At 60.7% G+C, this 20996-nt stretch carries 20 protein-coding genes; 4 read left to right on the top strand and 16 right to left on the bottom strand.

What is annotated here, in order from left to right; translation table 11 throughout:
* Nucleotides 1-49: 49 nt before the first annotated feature.
* The 7 genes from EET67_RS13340 to EET67_RS13315 all read right to left on the bottom strand — a co-directional run bounded on the left by EET67_RS13340 (nucleotide 50) and on the right by EET67_RS13315 (nucleotide 5858).
* On the bottom strand, nucleotides 50-1015 hold the full coding sequence (locus EET67_RS13340) for an ornithine cyclodeaminase family protein (RefSeq protein ID WP_128626662.1): 966 nt from the start codon (nucleotides 1013-1015) through the stop codon (nucleotides 50-52).
* Nucleotides 1015-1452, bottom strand: coding sequence for a RidA family protein (locus EET67_RS13335; protein ID WP_128626661.1), 438 nt, complete (start codon nucleotides 1450-1452; stop codon nucleotides 1015-1017). The genes EET67_RS13340 and EET67_RS13335 overlap by 1 nt, the downstream gene beginning before the upstream one ends.
* Nucleotides 1449-2588, bottom strand: coding sequence for an ABC transporter ATP-binding protein (locus EET67_RS13330; RefSeq protein ID WP_128626660.1), 1140 nt, complete (start codon nucleotides 2586-2588; stop codon nucleotides 1449-1451). Before EET67_RS13330 ends, EET67_RS13335 begins: the two co-directional genes overlap by 4 nt.
* Entirely contained in the window at nucleotides 2581-3408 is an 828-nt protein-coding gene (locus EET67_RS13325; protein WP_210211125.1) for an ABC transporter permease, read from the bottom strand. The genes EET67_RS13330 and EET67_RS13325 overlap by 8 nt, the downstream gene beginning before the upstream one ends.
* Nucleotides 3405-4226: an ABC transporter permease gene (locus EET67_RS13320; RefSeq protein WP_165899897.1), complete on the bottom strand. Its 822-nt coding sequence runs from the start codon at nucleotides 4224-4226 to the stop codon at nucleotides 3405-3407. The genes EET67_RS13325 and EET67_RS13320 overlap by 4 nt, the downstream gene beginning before the upstream one ends.
* 439 nt (nucleotides 4227-4665) lie before the next feature.
* A complete protein-coding gene (locus EET67_RS26405) occupies nucleotides 4666-4794 on the bottom strand; it encodes a hypothetical protein (protein WP_281011076.1) in 129 nt (42 codons plus the stop codon).
* A 245-nt stretch (nucleotides 4795-5039) separates the two neighbouring features.
* A complete protein-coding gene (locus EET67_RS13315; protein WP_128626658.1) occupies nucleotides 5040-5858 on the bottom strand; it encodes an IclR family transcriptional regulator in 819 nt (272 codons plus the stop codon).
* A gap of 513 nt (nucleotides 5859-6371) precedes the next feature.
* Between EET67_RS13315 and EET67_RS13310 the strand changes: the two genes are divergently transcribed.
* Both EET67_RS13310 and EET67_RS13305 read left to right on the top strand, forming a co-directional pair.
* On the top strand, nucleotides 6372-8222 hold the full coding sequence (locus EET67_RS13310; protein WP_245450904.1) for an acetolactate synthase catalytic subunit: 1851 nt from the start codon (nucleotides 6372-6374) through the stop codon (nucleotides 8220-8222).
* 18 nt (nucleotides 8223-8240) lie between these two features.
* Entirely contained in the window at nucleotides 8241-8813 is a 573-nt protein-coding gene (locus tag EET67_RS13305) for a MarR family winged helix-turn-helix transcriptional regulator (protein ID WP_128626657.1), read from the top strand.
* 72 nt (nucleotides 8814-8885) lie between these two features.
* On the opposite strand, the gene EET67_RS13300 is transcribed toward EET67_RS13305, so the two are convergent.
* From EET67_RS13300 to EET67_RS13260, 9 genes are all read right to left on the bottom strand, one after another.
* Nucleotides 8886-9314, bottom strand: coding sequence for a hotdog family protein (locus tag EET67_RS13300; RefSeq protein WP_128626656.1), 429 nt, complete (start codon nucleotides 9312-9314; stop codon nucleotides 8886-8888).
* Nucleotides 9311-9826, bottom strand: a complete 516-nt coding sequence (locus EET67_RS13295; protein WP_128626655.1) for an FAS1-like dehydratase domain-containing protein — start codon at nucleotides 9824-9826, stop codon at nucleotides 9311-9313. The genes EET67_RS13300 and EET67_RS13295 overlap by 4 nt, the downstream gene beginning before the upstream one ends.
* Nucleotides 9823-11391: an AMP-binding protein gene (locus EET67_RS13290; RefSeq protein ID WP_128626654.1), complete on the bottom strand. Its 1569-nt coding sequence runs from the start codon at nucleotides 11389-11391 to the stop codon at nucleotides 9823-9825. The genes EET67_RS13295 and EET67_RS13290 overlap by 4 nt, the downstream gene beginning before the upstream one ends.
* A gap of 176 nt (nucleotides 11392-11567) precedes the next feature.
* Nucleotides 11568-12362 (bottom strand): ABC transporter ATP-binding protein, encoded by a 795-nt coding sequence (locus EET67_RS13285; protein WP_128626653.1) that lies wholly within the window; start codon nucleotides 12360-12362, stop codon nucleotides 11568-11570.
* Entirely contained in the window at nucleotides 12359-13393 is a 1035-nt protein-coding gene (locus EET67_RS13280) for an ABC transporter substrate-binding protein (RefSeq protein ID WP_128626652.1), read from the bottom strand. The genes EET67_RS13285 and EET67_RS13280 overlap by 4 nt, the downstream gene beginning before the upstream one ends.
* Before the next feature lie 29 nt (nucleotides 13394-13422).
* Complete coding sequence (locus tag EET67_RS13275; protein WP_165899896.1) at nucleotides 13423-14184, bottom strand: ABC transporter permease; 762 nt, start codon at nucleotides 14182-14184, stop codon at nucleotides 13423-13425.
* 14 nt (nucleotides 14185-14198) lie between these two features.
* Complete coding sequence (locus tag EET67_RS13270) at nucleotides 14199-15125, bottom strand: cyclase family protein (protein ID WP_128626650.1); 927 nt, start codon at nucleotides 15123-15125, stop codon at nucleotides 14199-14201.
* Nucleotides 15126-15180: 55 nt separating this feature from the next.
* A complete protein-coding gene (locus EET67_RS13265) occupies nucleotides 15181-17148 on the bottom strand; it encodes a hydantoinase B/oxoprolinase family protein (protein WP_165899895.1) in 1968 nt (655 codons plus the stop codon).
* 5 nt (nucleotides 17149-17153) lie between these two features.
* On the bottom strand, nucleotides 17154-19253 hold the full coding sequence (locus tag EET67_RS13260) for a hydantoinase/oxoprolinase family protein (protein WP_128626648.1): 2100 nt from the start codon (nucleotides 19251-19253) through the stop codon (nucleotides 17154-17156).
* A gap of 103 nt (nucleotides 19254-19356) precedes the next feature.
* On the opposite strand from EET67_RS13260, the gene EET67_RS13255 reads away from it, so the two are divergent.
* Together EET67_RS13255 and EET67_RS13250 are read left to right on the top strand one after the other, a co-directional pair.
* Nucleotides 19357-19956, top strand: coding sequence for a flavin reductase family protein (locus EET67_RS13255; protein WP_128626647.1), 600 nt, complete (start codon nucleotides 19357-19359; stop codon nucleotides 19954-19956).
* A 92-nt stretch (nucleotides 19957-20048) separates the two neighbouring features.
* Entirely contained in the window at nucleotides 20049-20864 is an 816-nt protein-coding gene (locus tag EET67_RS13250; RefSeq protein ID WP_128626646.1) for an IclR family transcriptional regulator, read from the top strand.
* Nucleotides 20865-20996: the final 132 nt, after the last annotated feature.

Here is a 20996-nt window from a genome sequence, read left to right as displayed (position 1 = left end):
AGCGCGACAAAGTGCCCGCAATATCCGTGATGCGAGCCCGCGCCGTGCATCATTGCGCCGTGCCGACGAACGGGATCTCGTTCCCGAGGCCGGCGACGCGCGCCTGCCGATATGCGTGGGCGGCGACGACGACGTCCTGGGCGCCGAGGCCGAGCGATTCGAAGATGGTGATTTCTGCGCCGTTCCTTCGCCCCTGCCGCCGCCCGGCGACGATGTCACCGAGTTCGGGGAGCGAATCGACGTCAAGCCATCCCCGCTGATGCGCAGCGAGCAGATCGCCGGCTTCGGCGCGGGCCTGCACGCGCGAGTCGACGACGATGGTGCCCGCTCGGTGCACCAGGCCGTCATCGATCTCGCGGCGCAACAGCGAGTTCGAGCCGGCAGCGTTGATATGCGCGCCGTCGGCGACATCGGCGGCCTCCAGAACGGGCACCGTCGCGTTGGTGGCAGTGCAGATTACGGTTGCCCCTGCGACCGCGTCCCGCGCCGAGGCGCACGCTAGGCAGGCCACGGCGAACTCATCCTCGACTTGGCGGGCGAAGGCCGCACGCTGCTCGGGCCGGCGGCTGAAGACGCGTATCTCGCTCACCGCACATGCGCTGAGCACTCCTTCCACCTGCCCGCGTCCCTGCCAGCCGGTACCGATTATGGCCAGCGTGTGCGGACCAGGGGCCGCCAGATGCCTGGTCGCCACGCCGGAGGCCGCGCCGGTGCGGATCATGCCGAGATAGTCGGCCTCGATCATCGCCAGCAACGCGCCGCCGTCGAGGTCGAACAGCAGCACCACGAAGCGGGCAACCCCGCCCACGGCGATGTACGTTTTCACGCCGGCCACGCCGAGCGTCAGATCGACGGCCGGCAGGACATTGAGCGTCCCGGCCGGGAAGCGCACACGGGTCCGCGGCTGGCCGCGCATCTCTCCCATGCCTTGGCGCCCGAACGCCTCCTCGACGCAGCGTACGGCGTCGGGCATCGTCAGCACCGCGCGCACATCCGCCTCACGCAGCAGCAACATCAGACAACCGCCGCGGTCGGGGCCAGGTTGGACGGCGCGATGGCCGCCACCGCCTCGATCTCGATCCGCACCTCCTCGGTGACCAGCCGGCTGACCTCGACGGTCGATGAAACCGGCGGATTGGTCGCCCAGAACTGCCGGCGAATCTCCTGGACCGCATGGACGTCATCCATGTCCTGGAGGAAGACCGTCATCTTCACCACGTCGTCGAGCGTGGCCCCGACCTCGCCCAGCACCGCCGCAAGCTGCTCCAGGACCCGACGCGTCTGGCCCCGGATGTCGCCCGGAGCGACGGTGTTGCCCTCGGCGTCACGAGCGGTCATGCCCGGGGTGAAGAGGATGCCGTAGCCGGGCGGGATCACGATCCCCGCCGACCATGGCGAATACTCCTTGGGGCGACCGAAAAACGTTGTAGTGACTACCTGCTTGCCGCTCATGCTGCGCCCGTCACGATCGCCGGCGCCGTCCGCTGCTCGAGCAATACGGAGTCCCCTGGGTGCCAGCCTATGTCGACGGCATCGCCCTTCTGCACCGGGGACCACATGCCGGACTGTTCGCGCACTGAAAGATGGATCCAGGGCGAGACCTCGACGTCCACCCGGCGCGCCGATCCCAGATAGACGACGCGCTGGACAACGCCGCGCAGCGCGTTCGTCCCAGGCGAGCGCTCAAGACCCGCAGGCATGGCCCGGAGCCGCTCGGGCCGGATGACCACGGTTGCGCCATCACCGGCCGGCATCTGCGTATCCTCCGGCAGCCGGACGGGAACATCCAGCCCCGCCACGACCGCAATGCCGGGCTGACATGTGCGGGCCACCGACAGGCTGTTGGACTCGCCCAGGAACTCGGCTGCAAACAGCGTTCTGGGACGATCATAGACGTCCGACGCGGTACCGACCTGCTCGATGCGACCGTTATTGAAGATCGCAACCCGGTCGGACATGGTCAGGGCCTCCTCCTGGTCATGCGTGACGTAGACGAAGGTGATGCCGAGCTCGACATGGATGCGCTTGATCTCCATCTGCATATGCTCGCGCAGCTGCCTGTCCAGCGCTCCCAGCGGCTCGTCCATGAGCAGCAGCGAAGGCCGGAACACGATCGCGCGGGCCAGCGCGACGCGCTGCTGCTGCCCGCCGGAGAGCTGACGCGGGTAGCTGTGCGCGCGATCGCCGAGCCCCACGAGTTCGAGCGCCTCCAGAACCCTCGTCCTGATCTCCGCGCCGCCACACTTGCGCTGCTTGAGAGGAAACGCGACGTTTTCGAAGGCAGTCATATGCGGAAACAGCGCATAATGCTGGAACACCATCCCGATATTGCGCTTGTGTGGCGGCAGATGATCGATCTTGCCGCCGTCGAGCTGGATGCGCCCCGAGCTCGGGGTCACGAAGCCAGCTATCATGTTCAGCGTCGTGGTCTTGCCCGACCCGCTCGGACCCAGCAGAGTGAGGAACTCGCCCGGATCGGCGCGCAGATCGACGCTCTCGACCGCAACATAGTCGCCATATCGCTTGTGAAGCGCCTCCAGCTCGAGGGCCACGCCGCTACGGATACCCATGTGAAGTCTGCTATCCATGTGAGGTCCGTCTCCTGGCCTGAACGAGAACGCCGATAATCAGCAGCAAGGTCGTGCCCATGAAAATGACGGTCGCTGCCGCGGCCACCGTCGGGTCAATCTCGCGTGTCATGCTCTCATACATCGTGACAGGGAGAGTGCGCCTGGCAGGGGTGACGAGGAAGATGGACACGACCGTCTCGTCGAACGAGGCCATGAATGCAAAGAGGGCTCCGGTCAGCATTGACGGCGCAATAAGCGGCAGCGTGATGACGCGAAACGCCTTGATTGGAGACGCCCCGAGGCTTGCCGCCGCGTCGGTCAGGCGCGGGTCCATACCCTCCAGTCCTGCCGCCACCGTCACGAATACGAAGGGGATACCCAGCACGCAATGCGCGGCGACGAAGCCGGGAAGCGTGCCCGTCAGCCCCCAGGGCAGGAATACCGCGTACACCGCCACGGCGAAGATCACGACCGGAACCACCATGGGAGCGAGCAGGAGCACAAACATGACCTGCCGGCCGATAAACCGGCCCCGCATGCCGAGCGCCGCGGCCGTTCCGAGCACTGTCGCGACAATGGCGGACAGGCTCGCCACGATGAGCGACGTGACGAAGGCCCGAATCCATCTGCCGTCATGGACCAGATTGGCGTACCACTCGGTCGACCAGGACGTCGGCGGGAACCGGAAGGTCGGCGCGCCGGCGAAGCTTAGCGGGATGACGGCCAGCGTCGGCAACAGCAGCCACACCGTGACCAGGACCACGAATGCGATCAACGCCACCCGCCCGGGCCGCACGCGGCGCATGACCGGTATCCGAGCGCTCCACGCGACGGTCATGACCTCTCTCCGGAAGACGTCAGCGCCGCGTTGCGCCTTGTGGCCAGCGAGGCGAGCCAGATCAGGACCACCGTGACCAGGAGCAGGACCATCGCCATCGCGCCCGCGTGGCCCCAGTTGAGAACCCGTGAGACCTGGGTGACGATGAGCTGCGAGAGCAGGCTGTTCTGCGGGGAGCCGATGATTGCCGGCGTGAGATAGAAGCCCAGTGAGAGGACGAAGACCAGGAGGGACCCGGCCACGACGCCCGGCGCCGACAGCGGCAGATAGACCCGGACGAACGCGACGGAGGGGCGTGCGCCCAGCCCTTCGGCGGCTGCCAGAAGTCGTCGGTCGATGTTTCTCAGGGTGGCGTACATCGGCAGGACCATGAACGGCAGGAGTATCTGGGACATCGCGACCACGACGCCTGCGACAGTGCCCAGCAACTGCAGCTCACCGAAACCGAGCTTCCGGGTGATCGTGGCAATGGTGCTGCTGGGCTGCAGCAGCGCAAGCCACGCCAGGTTGCGCGTCATCAGGCTGGTCCAGAACGGAATCAGCGCGAGAATCAACAGTAAGGCGCGCCAGCGCGTGCCTACCACCGTCATCAGGTAAGCGTAGGGATACCCCACCAGGACGCAGACGAGCGTCACGATCATTGCCGTGGTGAAGGTGCGCAAAAGAACCTTGATGTTGACGCTCGTCTCGAAGAACCAGACGTAGTTCTCCAGGGACAAGCCAGAGGCCTCGCTCGAGAAGCTCAAGGCGAGTATCTTCGCCATCGGGTAGGCAAAAAACGCGAGGAGGAAAAGGCCCACGGGCGCAAGCAGCGCCACTCGCTGCCACCCGCGCCATCGGCGGAACCCGGAGCCGGCATCGCGACCGCTGGGCCCTTGCCCGCGAGCCGATGCAAACCTTTCCGACGTGGCGGAAGCGCTCATCGGGCGTCGGCCCGCGCCTGAACGCGAGACGGACCGGACTGTTTATCCAATTTTTTGTCCATCTCTCCCATTCCCTCGTTTGAGGTTTCCCAACCCGTCGTCGGCGGACTTTTGCCGCACGTTCGACCAGGCCGTGGCCGTATGGCCATAGTTCGTATTCCGAACTTTGGATCGTATTGTGCTAAAACTTCTCCCATCCGATGGCCACTGTCAAGGCCGATCTACGCCCGGTTTTGCGGTTCCCGGCACCGGACCGGCAAACAACCCTGAAGCGGTGCCGCACGCGCCGCGCCGGCCGTTACCATGGCCGCTCCACGCGCCATCCTCCCGGCCGCTAAAGCGAGCGCGTCGTCTCCGCCAGCGGCCATCCGAGCAGTGCCAGCACGGTGTCGAGGATCGTCACACGCCGGGTTGAAAGCGATGCAGCCATCGGTGAAGGAGCGCCGATTACGGAGCCGCCCATGCCTGTTCGTGCCCATGTTCGAGGGGGATTCGATCGGCTTTGCCGGGATCGATAAAAGCCGACACCGCCGTGGACGCAGCACCGGCTAAGGATCTGGCCCTTGGTCCGGGCACCTCGTCGCAGATCGGATCCGCGACGCGCATTTGCAGGCTGCGAACCGCTCGCTGCGCTGCCCGGCACGATATCAGCCCGCGCGCCCGCCGGGTACGGAGCCGGCCAAGGACATTCGCCCCGGCCCTGCGCCATCAGCCGGAGTTTCTCACGGACGAGGCTGAGCCGGAATAGCCAAGCTGCTCGGACAGCTTGGAGGCGGCCTCGACGACCGCATCGATGATCTCACTGCGCCGCGGCGGCTCGAACCGCGTGACGACGCCGTCGATGCTGATCGACGCGATCGCGACGCCACTATTGTCGAACACCGGCGCCCCGACCGCCGCGACCCCGGCCTGGTAATCCTCCAGGCTGAGCACGTATCCCTGCTCGCGCACGGTCGCTAGTCGCTGCTGGAGTTTATCGAAGCCGGCGTCGGTCCGAACTGCGTGTCCATGGAACTTGTCGCGATCGATCTTGGCGAGCAGGTCGTCCCGGTACGCCAGGATCGCAAGCGGCGGCGCGGCGAAAGAAAACGGCAGGCTCATCCCGATGTCGAAATTCGTGACCTTCACCGGGTGGTCGCCCTCGACTCGGTCCAGGCAGACGAAACGCTGTCCATCCGGCACCATCAGATAGCTCGTGTCGCCGAAGCGGGCCGCCAGGCCGCGCAGCAAGGGGCGCGCTGCCTCGCGCACGTCGAGCCGGCCGATCGCGGTCGAGCCGATGCGAAACAGCTTCACGGTCGGCGCATACCGACTGCCGCCCACCCGCTGCATCCAGCCCGCCTGCACCATCGTCGTCATCAGCCGGTTGCAGGTGGCCTTATGGATGCCCGTGCGCTCGGCAAGCTCGGCCACGCTGAATTCCGGCGTCTCGGGCGAAAACGCCTCGAGCAGCGCCAGCACCTTGAACACCGACTTGACGATGCTCTTCTCGTCCCCCTGCGGTTTGACGGTCTTCATGGTGGTCATGATATTTTCGTGGCCTCGTGCTCGTTCTGCGGCGCAATGCGGAGGTCCATGCTGTCGCCGGGCCCCATTGTCATCGGATTCCGAACTTTGACTCGGATGTCGCGAATTTAGGCGGTCGTGTCAAGGGCGGCTGGGCCGCTGACCATCGCACGCTTCGTCTACTTTGCTCAAGGTCCGACACGAAGTCGCGGCAATTGCCGAAACGGCAAACAGGGATCCGCATATCGGCGGTAGACCGCTATACGAGGCTCGAGACGTTCGGTCCGGTGCGCCGATCGAGGCCCTCTGGTCAAGACAGGGCGAGGCAAAATGGGCGCGGACCACTGACTTTCCGCCACCCGCTCGGCGCCCGCGCGCATCGCGCCATTGACACCTGAATTTCGTGAGTATACTCATTAAATATTCTGATGATCGGCAACCTTTCGGTCGCGCTGACCTTGAGACGACGGCACGCACTGGGTCTTCACCGGGACGGAAATCTTTATTGCTGACGCACATTGCCGCGACCGGTGGATGGTCACACCTTCGACGCTGCGCGCCGGCTCTACCTTCCAGCTTTGCGAGGTTGAAATGAACCAGACCGCCGATCCGACCAGATCATCGAGATATGATCCATCCGTCAATTCGGTCGCCGACGAAATCGCCCGCGCGCTCCATGATGCCGGCATCCGCGAGATATTTGGACAGAGTTGCCCAACCGCACTGATGCTTGCCGCCGAGCGGCTGGGCATCCGACAGATCGGTTATCGCACCGAGAATGCCGGCGCAGCCATGGCCGATGCCTATGCCCGCGTTTCGGGCCAGATCGCCTGCATCGCCGCGCAAAACGGGCCGGCAGCGACGCTGCTCGTGCCCGGCATGGCCGAGGCTTACAAGGCCTCCGTGCCGATGCTTGCACTGGTGCAGGACGTCCACCGTCGTCAGGTCGATAAAAACGCTTTCCAGGAATTCGACCATCAGGCGCTGTTCTCGTCCTGCTCGGTCTGGTTCCAACGGCTGACAGAAGGCGGGCGCGCCTACGAATTCACCCGCAAGGCGATCATCGCCGCCACCAGCGGCCGGCCGGGGCCAGCCGTATTGATGCTGCCGATGGACATACTGATCGAACCGGCGCGGCTGACCGAGGCGGCACCCGAGCCCTTCAGGCTCGGCCGCTTTCCCATGCTGCGCACCCGGCCGGCCGATGCCGAGATCGACACCGCCCTCGGCCTTCTGCTCAAGGCCAGGCGGCCGCTGATCGTCGCCGGTGGCGGCGTGCATTCCTCGGAGGCGCATGATGCACTTGCCGCCTTGCGCGACGCGCTCGCCATTCCAGTGGCCACGACCAATATGGGCAAGGGTGCCGTCGACGAAACGCATCCGCTGGCGCTTGGCGTTGTCGGCAGCACGATGGGCACGCGAAGCCCAGCCAAGTATATGAGCGAATATATTTCCAAGGCCGACGTGGTGTTTTTTGCCGGCAACAGGACCAACGAAAACGGTACCGGCGCCTGGAAGCTGTTCCCGCCAGACGCGGCATTCATCCATGCCGACATCGATCCCTACGAGACACAGCGCAACTACCGCGCCCTGCCGCTGGTGGGCGATCTGCGCGAGACGCTTGAGGCGATGCTGGTCCGCCATGCGGCGCGGCAGACCAGCGCCGTGGCAGCGCCCGGTGCCCGCGAGCGCCGCATCGCTGCGGAGCTTGCGCCGCTGCGCGAAAGAGCGGTGGCCAACCTGCAGCCATATCTTCAGCCCGGCAATCCGTTGCTGCGGCCAGAAAGGCTGGTTCGCGAGATCGAGCGCCATGCGCCAGAAGACAGCATCTTCGTGGCCGATGCGAGCTATTCGACGCTGTGGCTGACGCAGTTCCTGACCTGCAGGCAACCCGGCCGGCGCTATCTGTCGCCACGCGGTCTGGCCGGCCTCGGCTGGGGCTATCCGATGGCGCTCGGCGCCAAGCTGGCGATGCCGCAGCGCACGGTCGTGGCGCTGGTTGGCGATGGCGGCTTCGCGCATTGCTGGGCCGAACTCGAATGCGCGGTCCGGCACGACATCGATGCCAAGGTGGTGGTCCTCAACAACGCGGTGCTCGGCTTCCAGCGCAATGCGGAGCTTGGCTACTACCGGACCCATACGGATGTTTGCCGGATGGTGCGGGTCGACCACACGCTGGTTGCGCGCGCCGTGGGATGCGCGGCCTTCGCGGCATCCGATGACGAAAGTCTCGAGGCGGCCCTTCGCCAAGCCTTCGCGACTCCGGGTCCCTGCCTGATCGACGTGATGGTCGATCCGGAGGCATTTCCACCGATTACAGCGTTCGAGCGCCAGTTCGTCCGCTTATCGGAAAACGCAGCGACGCCCGTTGGCGACGATGCCTGATTGCGCCTGGAGACCGAAATGAATGCAGGACCAAAGAGCGGCCCCCTGGCTGCACCCAGCCAGAAAGCCGCCAGATCTGCGCGCGACAAAGCGGCTCCAGCATCCACGCCGGCTACGGAACGCGTCAAGCTGCCGAAGAGTCCCGGCTTCATGGTGAGGCGCCTGCATCAGGTTTTCGTTGCAAGTTTCCATCAGAAGCTCGAGCCGCTAGGGCTGACGCCGGCGCAGGTCACATTGCTCAGCATCGTGCGCGTCAATCCTGCGATCGACCAGGTCTCCTTGGCCGCCGAGGCCGTGCTCGACACCAGCACGGTGGCCGATGTGGTGCGGCGAATGGCAGAGCGTGGGCTGGTCAAGCGCGAGGCCGGTGTGGTTGACAAGCGCACCCGCACGGTATCGCTGACTCCTGAGGGCCACAAGGTTCTGGCGCAAGCTCAGATACTTGTCCATGACGCGCGCACGCAGCTTATGGCACCACTGAGCGGCGCCGAATTGGAACAATTCCTCGGCCTGCTCGAACGGCTGCTGGTCGCACATGAAAATGGCTCGTCGCCCTGGAGCCGGCTGATCGAGCCGGAAAAGGCCGGCTAAATCCCTTTGTTTTACGCATTTTCGGACGCAAAACCGCTAGGCACTTTTGCTGAAAATGCTCTGGCAGGCGCGTCACCCACGTCTGGGCAGCAGGATACGCGCCGAGCCGACCGCACATATCACGTGCTGATGGTTGCGTTCCCAGATATCGCATCCGACGATAGCGGCCGCATCATCCAGTTCCGTCACCGTCCCACCCAATGTGAGGATGTCGCCGGGCATCGCCTTGCCCCGGTTTGAATAGGTGAACTCAGTCACGCGCCCGGCGGGGCCTGCAAAGCCGGTGATTATCTGCAACAGGAAGGCGCCGTGCATCGTTGCCTGCACCAGCACTCGGTCATGTCCTTCCGAGCGCGCATAGGGTTCGTCGTAATGGATGCGGTGCGCATTCCAGGTGACGGCGCTGAACCGGAACAACATGCTCGTCGTCGGCTGCTTGACCAGTTCGGGAAGGACCAGCCCGACATGAACGTCTTCGATGCAGATCTGCTTCCCGGTCAAGACGCACCGCCTTCCACCCACTGGCATAGAAGGGTGTTGCGCAGCGTGAGCACAAGCTCGCCCGGTTCGGTCAGATACCGGAATTCATCTTCAATGATGACCAGCGGACCCTTGCGGCCCTCTTTTTCACTGACCCGGACAATCGTGCGCTCACCGATGATGCGCTCACCGCAATAGGCGGGCGCATAGAAGACCAATGTCTGCCCGCCGCCCATGCCGATCAGATTGGTCAGCGGTGGTCGGGCGGAAGGCGCCATGCCGTCACCCAGAAGCTCGCCTTCCGCAGGACCGAATCCCTGCTCTCCGCGCAACGTCGCCAGATAGTTCGGCGGCGCGACAATGCCGCGATAGCCATGGCTGCGGGCATAGGCATCATCAAAATAAAGCGGATTCATATCGTCTATGGCCGCCGCGTATCGCTGCGACCAGAGCGGATCGATGACACCGATGCTGAAATGCTCGGTGCGTCCGATGACGGTGTCGGCCCAGTGCTGCAGTTCGGGTCTCATCATCGCTTTGCCAGTTCCGGAGCAAATTCCACCGGCGGAAGTGAATCCAGCTCGCGCTTCAGCACCTTGCCGCTGGCATTGCGCGGCAATTCCGCAACGAAGACGATGAACTCGGGCACCTTGAAATAGGCAAGCCGCTCACGGCAGAACTCGCGAAGCTCGTCGCTTGTCGGCCTGCTGCCCGCCCGCAGCACCACAAAGGCCTTCACAGCCTGGTCGCGCACCGGATCGGGAACGCCGATGACAGCGACGTCCTTTACCGCCTCATGGCCGATCAGGGCGTCCTCGACCTCCTGGGCCGAGATATTTTCACCGGCACGCTTGATCATGTCGCCACGCCTGCCCTGGAAATACAGATTGCCCATCTCGTCGAACCATCCAAGGTCGTTCGTGTGCAGAAAGCCGCCTTCGAAAGCGGCTTTCGTCGCAGCCTCGTCCTTGTAGTAGCCGAGCATGACATCGCGCCCCGGCCGCCCGCGCAGCACGATTTCGCCCAGCTGAAGAGGCGGCAAGATGCGATTTTGATCGTCGACGATGAACACCTCGCGCCCCAGTCCCGGCCTGCCTATGGATGGATAAGTGGTTGGAGAGGTCACGGATTCCACACTGATATAGACCATCGCCTCCGATTGGCCGTAACCATTGCGGATGCGCATGCCGAAGCGCTGGCTAAACTCCGCTATTTCCTGCTCTGAAATATTGATGCCGTAGCCAGCAAATCGTATCTGGTGAGAACGGTCCAAGGGGCTGGACGGCTGCTTGAGCAGTGTCCGACACAGCATCCCCGAGAGGCTGCAGATCGTGGCCCCATGCCGGATCAACTGGTTGATGTAGCGCGATGCGCTGTAGCGTTCGCCGACAATCGCGGTTGCCCCAGCCATCAGGCAGGACAACACCGTCTCCTGACAATTGACATGGAACAGGGGCTTGTTGTTGAAGCTGCGGTCGGCTGGCGAGAGACTGGTATTGGCGACACCCGCAATGCCGCACCAGATCAGGTTCGCATGGGTCAGCATCACGCCCTTGGGACGTGACGAGGTTCCCGAGGTGAACAATATCTCGGCGAGGTCGTCGCTCGATAGCGAGACAGGCGTGAAATCCGGCGAGCGCTCTACGAGCGTGGCAAGTTCGATACAATCCGCCCCCCCGTCTGTCGACACTATCGCAGTGCGGCAACCGGAGCGTTCCACAACCTCACGGATCAGCGGCAGGAATTGGGATTCGGTTATTATTACGCTCGGCTCGGCAACCGTTGTCAGATGCTCGACCTCAGGCGCGGTCAGATAGATGTTTCCGGGCACCACGACGCCCCCGGCCAACATGACGCCAAACCACAGCGGCACAAAATCCGCGGTGTTCCTGAGAAACACGAACACCCGGCCGCCTTTCTCCAGCCCGACCGATTGCAATGCCCCCGCACAGGCCTGCGCACGTTCCCGCATTTCAGTGAAACTGAACGACGTCACCACGCCTTCCAGATCCTCGTGGACGAGGAAAGTGCGGTCGCCGTGAAGCGCTGCCTGCTCGTCAAGTATCACTGGAAAAGCGCGTTCGCCGACACGGTCCATTTGTCGCCTCTTCCAATTTTTTGACAGATGGAAACAGGATCAGCTCGGATATTGCCGACTTGCAAGCATGTGGCCTGCTCGCATCATCATGAGTATGCTGATTAGTTTTTTTATGTCAACACAACGACGCGGCTATCGGCGAGCATGAAGCCCCTACATTTTTGCACGGTGAACCTCTATTCAAGCCGCGCCCACAGATCGGCAACGATTTCATGGAACTCCGGATTGGAATGAAGATCCTTGACGCGTCGTGGCCGCGGAATATCAATCTTCACATCAGCCACTATACGTCCCGGACGGGGCGACATCACCACCACTCGGTCCGACAACGCAGCAGCCTCAGACAGATCGTGAGTGACAAGAACCACTGTCGAGTTGGTTTCGCTCCACAGTCTGATCAACTCCTCCTGGAGCGTGATCTTCGTGAGTGCGTCGAGCGCGCCAAATGGCTCATCCAGAAAAACGAATTCGCTATGCAACGAAAACGTCCGGACCAAAGCGACCCGCTGGCGCATCCCTTGTGAAAGTTGCCTTGGGTATGCATGCGCAAAATCCCCGAGTCCAACGGCAGCCAGAAGGGCAGCTATCCTGCGTCGGCGCGTCGCCGCGTCGGCGATCCTGGTCTTGAGCGCATAGTCCACATTCTGCTCAGCCGTCAGCCAAGGCAGCAGCGCGTCCCGAGCAAACATCCGGGCGGTATCAGGGCGTCCGGCCCTGGGCGGCAAACCACCGACGGTCACCGTCCCCTGCTGCCCTTCCGTCAGACCGCACATGATGTCCAGCAAGGTCGTCTTGCCGCAACCGCTTGCACCAACGAGGCTGACGAACGAACCAACCTCTATATCGAGATTGACCTCCCTCAATGCCTGCACCACGCGGTCTCCACCACCATAGATGTGGCTGACCTGATGCACCTTGATCCCCTGGCCTGGGGAAAGATTTTTCCCCAGGCCAGCAACATCAGCACTCATTGACATGGATCTGTACACTTCGGAGCACCTTCATAAACCACACGGTCGAATTGGACAGGAGCCGAAATCAAACCGTTACGGGCCGCATATTCGTTCCAAAGATCGATCGTCCCGGAGCTGATTTCATAACCCCAGAAGCGGTCATACTGATCGACGACATCGCGCAGCACCTGCTCATTTCCTTCAGGGAGCATCGATATCGGCGTATGTTCCTCGGCCAGCGAAACAAGTTCCTGCCTGTTGTCCGCCGACTTCATCCAATCGATTGCCTCTTTCATCGCGCTGATATAGGCGTCCATCTCTTTCTTCTTGCCGCTGATATTGCCCTCGGTCGTGACCCATCCTGAATACAGGTTGCGGAACTTGAGGATATCCGGCCCGTCATCGGCAAGAACCAGAAGCGGCTCAGCCAGACCGAGCTTTCCAAGCAGTTGAGGCACCGGGGGGAATGTCAATTGCACGTCCACCGTTCCTGCCTGCCAGGCTGCAAGCGTATTTGACGCCGTTCCCGTGGCTACAAATTGAACGTCGCCCTCGCTGAGCCCCGCCTCCTTCAGCATCATGACCGCTGCCAGGTGCAAAGTGGCGCCGATGGCATTGACACCGAAGCGCTTGCCCTTCAGCTCCCGGAATATTTCCGGATAGGACTTGCCTTTTGCAGCTTCAACAAATTCCTTCGACCCAATGAATGTCACATAGTTCTTTGCTTCATTGGCCATCAGGTACTTTAGCGGTATTCCTTTCTCGATGCTGGAGAGGACGAGATCCGCGCCACTTTCCACAATATCAAGGCTGCCGCCCAACATTGCCGCAATGGCAGCGGATGACGATTGAGCCGGCACCAGCTCCACATCCAGACCATTCTTGGTGAAGAAGCCCTTCTCCTGAGCCACATGCAGCGACATCGACGTGTAAGCGCCAGGAAACACATGGACCCGAAGCGTCCCAAGTTTCTCTTGCGCATGGGCGGTCCATGACACAGCCAATGACAGGACCGCCGCGATTGTGACAAATACTCTACGATACTTCATCTATTCAACCTCCCATTTTTTACGATTTACTAAATGCTTCTCCAGCGCCCAATCCAATTTTCGATGATGGACATCACATAGGAAACAGCGCTTGCAAGCAAAACCAGTACGATAAGAACGGCAAGGACTCCATTTGTATCAAATATATTTGAGTAATAACTTACACGCGTACCTAACCCTTCCCCGCCAGCTAGCATTTCTGCTGTAATGACTCCCAATATCGTATAAATCATACCCAGTCTCAGGCCCGAAAAAATGGCCGGAACAGCAGTCGGGATCACAATGGTCGTGAAAATCTTCCAGCGCGGGATTCCCAGGCTTCGCGCCAGCACAACATGATCCGGGTCCACGGACTTTGCGCCTGCGATGGTATAGGAGAGCACGATAAAGAACATTATCGACACCCCTGACGCCACCTTCTGGGTCATGCCCAGGCCAAACCAGATAATAAACAACGGTATTAGCGCAACACGCGGAAGCGAGTTGAATGCGTCAACGAAAGGGGAAAGAACTTTTCCTATAATTGGCGATGCCGACATGACCATGGCGACAAGCAGTGCAGCGACTGCGCCTACTACGAACGCCGCCAAAGTGGCTTGCATTGTCACAATGGTTGCTTCCAGATAACTTCCATCCCACAGGCTAATCCAGAATTGTCGGATAAATTTGGATGGCGTTCCAATGAATGCTGGCGGAAGCAACTCCGTCCTGGCAATCCATTCCCAAGCGCCCATCCATAAGCCAAGGAAGAGAGCGCGGCCGGTCCAGACTATCAGTGTGTCCTGCGACATTGTTTTATCCCGCATCAGATCACCGCCACCGGCGCCACCACCGATCCTGTCGCCCCCACAAGGTGCAACGGCGAAACCACGAAAAGGAAGTGAGTTCTACTGTGCCGAAGAAGTTCTTTCGCAAGCTTTTCTAAATCTAGATTATGTATAAGATGAATGCCGTAATATACGAGAGCGAGCGTATGCACCGGCGAACGACAGATGTGCTCATAGGGTGACGGGAACACATCGTTGCCCGTGTCGGAACCAAGCAAGCTGACGTCACGGGTGGCGAGCATTTCCACGCATTCAGGATGCAAGCCAGGCCAGGTGCCGTGTCTATTTTCGCCCGCGACAGGAGCCCTTCCTCCTATCAGCGTTCCACCCACCCTGATCAGTACGGCGTCGCCCGGCTCGATAATTGACAGATGTGGTTCGATGTCTTCCGGCCGGGCGCAGTCGCCCGGCTCGATATGGTCCACGCCCCTCGCGGCCGCGACATCTATAAGCAGCCCTCTTGTGACCGTACCGACTGCGGACACAACATCGCCGTGCTTCACCCCTTCCGACATCGTGACCATGTCGTCAAAGGGACGGCCGTTGAACCCCTTGCCCATGTAGCCCACATGGGCCAACGCATCGATATGCGTATTGACCATGCCGTGAGTTCTCACAGAGATCCTGTCACTTGCATTGAGCGATTCCGTGCGCTCCGGTTCAAGATCCCAAACACCTGCCGTCAGCATTTCGTGCTTGAAGGGCTTTTCGCCGCCGCTCCTCAACGGCTCATGATCCGACACCGGCCTCGAGCAGGAAATGGCCACACCTTCCCGGACGGTGCTCACTGCTCGAAGAACGACGGATGGATCGATGGTGTTCAAGGTTCCACGATCATCATTCCAACGGCCCCAATTGCCAGTGTGGCCCGGCCACCGTCCATCTTCAAACATCTGGCTACTCATGCGCTCCTCCTGCTATTCCTTATGGCTTGCCTGCAAGGTTTAGCTCGGTCATTTTTCAACGTTGCAATTCGTCAAGGTATCTTTCGGCCGCTGCGCGCGAGAGGCCTTCCGGGTGCTGCTGCCTCAGGGCCAGGAACGCGCGGACCTGGAAATCACGTCGGCTCCTTTGCGGCAGCTTGATTGCGCGAAGGTGGACCGCATCATAGGCATCGGCCCAACGGCGCTCCCATTCATCCCTGCCCGCCCCCCAATCGAATTGATCGCTGCTTCGGGTTCCGCTCATGTATTTCCTGGAGAGCTCGGTCTCGGTCACGTCCAGCGACCCATCCGGCGAGAAGACCACGCCATACACGTCCCGAGCCCGCCCAACCGAAATCAGGCCGTCCAGGACATCGCTCGAAACCTGGCCGGGCTCGCGTTCATGCGGCAAGCCCACACCGCCTCCACCGCCTCCGGCGACGGTTATGATGTCGCCTTGATCGGCAAACCAGAGCGCCTTCTTGCCAGTCGATTTCCGGCGTCCGTCACGCGCCGCCACGTAAGCATATGCACAGGAAGCAGCGCCGCCACCTGCCACGCCCCAGGCCGCAAATTTGTGGCGATCCTTGCCGCGACTGACGACGGTCACACCGTCCTGAAGTATCTCGAACACATATTCAATTCCGAAGCCGCCCCGCAATTTGCCCGGCCCCTCGCTGTCGGCACGCAAGCCAAATCTATGGACGCGAACGGGAGCTTCGGTCTCCAATACCTCGACGGGCACATTCTTCAGGGCTGCAGCCGGAAAATCCGTGCCCGATACGCCGTCGAGCCCACAGCCGGCCCCAGAGCCGCCGACCACGGCATTGGCACTGACGACCCGCCTTGCGCCATCAGCCGCGTGAAACGATAGCGACGTGATGGCAAGCTGGCTGCCGCCTGCTGCCGGCACATTGCCTGGGATAACGGCTGACAATGCGCCGAGCGTCAGGTCGTGAAGTCTCATGACGCTGATGACGCGGGCCCCACAGGCGGCCGGATAAGCGGCGTTTACGACCGATTGTTCCGGCAGCACCAGCTCTATGCATCGGATGATCCCGGCATTCACATCGATGTCTGCCGATTTGGTGATCGCGTAATTCATGAGCGCGACAGACAGCATGGGGTGATGTCTCTGGCCGCCCGTTGGCAGATTGACGGCGGAGGCGACTTCCGGGTCCGATCCCGTGTAGTCCAGGGTGCAATGCCCATCCGGCGCAACCGACAATGTCAGACAGAAGCGGACGGGCGTATCGGTGCTGAAATCATCTTCCAGATATTCAGTGAACCGGTATTTTCCGCTCGGGACCGTGGACAGGGCCAGGCGGGCCAGCTTCTCGGACCGATCCAGGACCGAATACATCGCTGATTTTATAGCACCGGCTCCATATCGCTCGACCAGGCGCAGTACACGTGTCTCGGCCATATGCAGAGAGGCAACAACCGCGGCCAGATCGCCCCACATCAGGTCGGGGCCACGGCAATTAGCTTGAAGGATGGCCTTGACGGATTCATTCACGGTCCCGCTCGAATACAGCTTGAGCGGCGGCAACCGCAGACCTTCCTGGAGTATCTCTTTATTTTCGCTGTCAATACTGCCGGGAACGCTGCCTCCCACATCGCTGCAATGAAGAAACGCCCATGCAAAGCATATTATCTTGCCGTCGACGAAGATCGGCCTCAGCATGAATATGTCATTCAGATGCATGACCATGCCGTCGGACGAATATGGATCATTCGTGACAGCCACATCACCCGGACGCCAATCGGTGATTGCGTCAATCAATGGCTTGATCGGAATGCCAATCAGCGAGATCCCGCCGGTATTGTTCGGAACCGCGAATTGTTCGCCCTCAGGCGTGATGAGCGCCGTGCCGAAATCCTGTGTTTCCCGGATAAAAGTCGTATGAGCCGCGCGGCGCACACGCCACGCCATTTCATCCACTATTGCTCGAAATAGATTTGAGAATATTTCTACAGAGATGGCATTGGTTTTGTCATTCATTATAGTCAACCCGCCCTGTGAAGAACCAACGCGCCACTTTGATGACACTCGCAAATCCAGCCATCGGGTATCAAAGTGGTGGTATCCATCTGCTCGATGATTGCCGGGCCTTCCAGGCGGCTGCCAATCTCCAGATTTTCTCTTGAGTAGACAGAGGCGTGGACGGCCGCGCCGCGCAGTCGGATGGTACGCGCCCTGGGGGCACATGGCTGGGCGGCTTCAGCCCCCTTGTGCGCATGGACTGTCTTGGCCAGATAGCCAACCGCGTGAGCCCGCAGTTCCTTTATCCAGACCCTCGCACTCTCACTTGCATAGCCGAACTCCGCTTGATGCGCGTCGTGAAAGCGCTTCAGAAGAACGGATCTGTCAAAACGCTCCAAGGTTTCCCGATCAATGTCGACAGCGACATCGAAGCCCTGGCCTTCATACCTCATGTCGAGGGAATAGGTGATGTTCATGCCGGTAACGGGCAGCCCCTCGACCTCCTCACCAAGCCAATCTCTTGCGTCGCGACTTATGCTGTCGAGCTGGCTGGCGAACTGTGTCGGGTCGATGATCTCGACTTCCTGATAGATGGGCCTGAGGAAATCGCCATGAATGTCCGAGCGGGCGGCTCCCATCGCACTCAGGGCACCCGGAAGCGGAGGGATGAGCACGGTGTCGATGAATACTTCCTCGGCAACCAGCGCCCCAAGGAGGGGACCGGCGCCCCCATACGCCACCATTCTGAACTCCGGCGCATCGACCCCTCGCCTGGAAAGCGTCGAAGTCGCCTCCGCTGCCATCATCGCAATGGCAATCTGAATGGCGCCATCGGCAATGCCCTCTGCAGGCACCCCGACCCTGTCGCCGAGCCTGGACATGGCCTGCAACGAGCGCTCCAGGGACATGACCAGCTTGTCCCCGAGCTTCCGATCGGCAGACAAGTAACCGACAACCAGAAACGCATCGGTCAAGGCGGGAACCAATGCATCGCTTCGGCCATAGCAGGCAGGGCCAGGATCCGCCCCCACGCTCCGCGGGCCAACCTTCACCGAGCCTGTGGGGTCAGCCCAGATGATCGACCCGCCGCCGGCTCCGATCGCCGAAACCGCAACCGTTGGGAACAGAATGGGAAAGTCCGCAATATGCTCTTCCGAACTGAGGATCGGCTTTCCGCGCCTTATCACTCCGATATCGGCGCTGGTGCCGCCAATATCCAATGTCATGAGGTCTGCATCGGCCCAGCCGGCATCGAGGGCAACGGAAGCTGCGCCAGCCACACCGGCCGCCGGACCAGAAAACAGAGCCACCGCAGGCTTTTGACCCATGGATGACAGCAGCTCCCGCCCTCCATTGGACCTTGCGCCGCGCGGCGCGGATGAAATGGACCGGGAAAGCAGCCCCTGCGCCAGGACGGTCACATATCGCTCAATTCGGGGCCTGACATATGAGTTGATTGTCGCCAGCATTCCGCGCTCAAACTCGCGGGCCTGCGGCCAGACCTCCGACGAAATGTCGACGGGGAGATCCGGGAATTTCTCGCCTATGATCTCTCTTGCCCGGCGCTCATGAACCGGGCTTCGGTAGCTATGCAGGAAACAAATAACGATCCCTTGAGCCCCGGCAGCGACTATCTCGGCAGCCGCTTCCAATAACTGGGAAGCATCCAATGGCGTCTCGATGCTTCCGTCCGCATTAAGACGCTCGCGCACCTCGCGAACAAGCCGCCTGGGAACGACTGCCTGCGGCCTTCTTGAGGAATAACGCATCGGGTCAGGTATGGAGAGCCTCTGGATTTCCATGAGGTCACGAAACCCCTGCGTTACCAGCATCCCAATATTTGCGCCTGTTCTCTCGATCAATGTATTCAGCGCAAGGGTATTGCTGTGCGTATGATGAATACTTTGAAATTGCCTTGCGCCGGCAGGCCCGATCAGTTCGTCAATACCCTGAAGAGTGCTCAGCGCCGGCTCACCGGGGGTGCTGGGAACCTTGACGCAGCGCACCGCGCCGCAGCCATCGATGAGAACGAGGTCGGTAAAGGTTCCGCCGACATCAACACCAATCTGGCACGAGGCTAACGGGCTGGGGGCAACGTCCCTCACAGGCTCAAGAATGCGCATGCGCTTTTTCCAAGTTGACCAACCACAGATCAAACCATATCGTTTTTCGTGTCAATAGGCAAAATACGTTTCGTATCGTGAAATAGCCAGCCGGAACCCGCCGATGTTCTACGAACCCCGTCACCGCGACACAGACAAGTTACCGCGCAGTCCAATCAATGCGATTGTGGCGCCCCGACCTATCGGATGGATTTCTTCCGTTTCCTCGCAGGGAGATATCAATCTGGCGCCATATTCTTTTTTCAATGTTTTTTGCAGCAACCCGCCAATTGTCGGGTTTTCAAGCATTGGCGTCAAAGACACGCTGAGTTTTATTAGAGACACGATGGAATTTACTTACAGTATGGCAACTGCCGATTTGATCGATCAGGTTCACATCACCTCATCGCAATCACCTCGGGGCGCGAGTGAATTCACGCTTGCCGGACTGACGACAGCCCCATCGAGGCTGGTATCTGCGCCGCGCGTTGCTGAATCACCGGCCGCGCTGGAATGCCGGGTGACGCAGGTGACCAGATTGATCGACGCTGCCGCGCAAGAGTGCGACGCCTATCTGGTGCTCGGTGAGGTGATCGGAGTCCATATCGATGACAGGCTGCTGGAAAATGGGCGGTTCGTCACCGGCAAGGCGGCGCCTTTGTCACGTTGCGGCTATAATGACTACGCGACAATATTGTCCTATGTATCCAGAACACCTGCCTGACGGGTCGGGGAACTGCCCAAGCTGGCGTCAGTCAGGCTGAAAGATCCCGAGCGCCTGGATATATTCAACGACACTTCGAGAAGGCCTTTTTAATGCTGGTTGCAAGCAACATGAGTGTCAGATCTGTTGCACGAGCAGCAGAAATCATAAAATCCTTCAGGCAAAATAAAATTCAATCCTTGTCTGAGATCAGCAGCGCCACGCAGCTTGACAAGGGAACAACAAGACGCATTCTTGTGACGCTTATCCAGTCAGGACTTGTCGTACAGGATTCCATCACCCAGAAATACGCGCTGGGATGGTTGATGCGCGTCCTGGCGTCATGCGTCATCGAACATCACGATCTGCGCATGGCTGCCCTGCCCTTCATGGAGCAGCTTGCTCACACCACGAAGTCTACCGTCATTCTTTCGGTGTTTCAGAACCGCTCCGCCATCTGCCTGGAGCGGATTCATGACATCAATGGTCTGGACATCAAGTGGTGGCAGGTTGGCGGCACTTTGCCCCTCAATCGCGGAACTGCGCCAAGGGTCCTGCTGGCATATCAAGACAAGAACGTCATCGAGGAGGTGCTAGGCTCCTTGTCGTTCGGCGACGATGTCGAGAACGTCCAGGCTGCAAGAGATGAACTTCGCTGCGAACTTGAAAAGATCAGAAGTCAGGGGTGGGCGATATTCGTAGATGGCGCCATCCAGGGATTGACCGCATTGGCGGTGCCCATAGTCGACAGCAATGGCCGTATCATCTGCGCCCTTTCGATGAGCACGCTGACTCCGGAAATGGTTAGGGATGATACGCCAATTCATCTTCCATTGATGCTGGAGACCGCTGCCCTTATTCGTCATGCACTGGGAGTTGACGACAATATTGAAGGCTCAAACCGATATATTGCGCCCCCTGCGAATTGAATCGCTTTATCTGGCAGGGCGCTGAAAGAGCGCCCGGCCGCAGCCATTCCACTTGCTGCATGCGCCCCCGACCAGGTTTCGGCTTGATCCATGCCGTCCGGAAATGTGGCTAAGACAACACGATAGGGCGGC

Origin of the sequence: Borborobacter arsenicus (assembly GCF_003934165.1) — a bacterium.
Classification (GTDB): Bacteria; Pseudomonadota; Alphaproteobacteria; order Rhizobiales; family Rhizobiaceae; genus Pseudaminobacter; species Pseudaminobacter arsenicus.
The sequence above is the reverse complement of the archived record's forward strand: the minus strand, read 5'-3'. Positions and strand labels throughout refer to the sequence as shown.

Coding starts and splice junctions, on each gene's coding strand:
- EET67_RS13305 (WP_128626657.1), top strand. CDS start 8,241: ATGAATGCAGGACCAAAGAGCGGCCCCCTGGCTGCACCCAGCCAGAAA.
- EET67_RS13260 (WP_128626648.1), bottom strand. CDS start 19,253: ATGCGCATTCTTGAGCCTGTGAGGGACGTTGCCCCCAGCCCGTTAGCC.
- EET67_RS13325 (WP_210211125.1), bottom strand. CDS start 3,408: ATGACCGTCGCGTGGAGCGCTCGGATACCGGTCATGCGCCGCGTGCGG.
- EET67_RS13250 (WP_128626646.1), top strand. CDS start 20,049: ATGCTGGTTGCAAGCAACATGAGTGTCAGATCTGTTGCACGAGCAGCA.
- EET67_RS13290 (WP_128626654.1), bottom strand. CDS start 11,391: ATGGACCGTGTCGGCGAACGCGCTTTTCCAGTGATACTTGACGAGCAG.
- EET67_RS13295 (WP_128626655.1), bottom strand. CDS start 9,826: ATGATGAGACCCGAACTGCAGCACTGGGCCGACACCGTCATCGGACGC.
- EET67_RS13315 (WP_128626658.1), bottom strand. CDS start 5,858: ATGACCACCATGAAGACCGTCAAACCGCAGGGGGACGAGAAGAGCATC.
- EET67_RS13310 (WP_245450904.1), top strand. CDS start 6,372: ATGGTCACACCTTCGACGCTGCGCGCCGGCTCTACCTTCCAGCTTTGC.
- EET67_RS13275 (WP_165899896.1), bottom strand. CDS start 14,184: ATGTCGCAGGACACACTGATAGTCTGGACCGGCCGCGCTCTCTTCCTT.
- EET67_RS13265 (WP_165899895.1), bottom strand. CDS start 17,148: ATGAATGACAAAACCAATGCCATCTCTGTAGAAATATTCTCAAATCTA.
- EET67_RS13255 (WP_128626647.1), top strand. CDS start 19,357: ATGTTCTACGAACCCCGTCACCGCGACACAGACAAGTTACCGCGCAGT.
- EET67_RS13270 (WP_128626650.1), bottom strand. CDS start 15,125: ATGAGTAGCCAGATGTTTGAAGATGGACGGTGGCCGGGCCACACTGGC.
- EET67_RS13335 (WP_128626661.1), bottom strand. CDS start 1,452: ATGAGCGGCAAGCAGGTAGTCACTACAACGTTTTTCGGTCGCCCCAAG.
- EET67_RS13340 (WP_128626662.1), bottom strand. CDS start 1,015: ATGTTGCTGCTGCGTGAGGCGGATGTGCGCGCGGTGCTGACGATGCCC.
- EET67_RS13330 (WP_128626660.1), bottom strand. CDS start 2,588: ATGGATAGCAGACTTCACATGGGTATCCGTAGCGGCGTGGCCCTCGAG.
- EET67_RS13280 (WP_128626652.1), bottom strand. CDS start 13,393: ATGAAGTATCGTAGAGTATTTGTCACAATCGCGGCGGTCCTGTCATTG.
- EET67_RS26405 (WP_281011076.1), bottom strand. CDS start 4,794: ATGGGCGGCTCCGTAATCGGCGCTCCTTCACCGATGGCTGCATCGCTT.
- EET67_RS13285 (WP_128626653.1), bottom strand. CDS start 12,362: ATGAGTGCTGATGTTGCTGGCCTGGGGAAAAATCTTTCCCCAGGCCAG.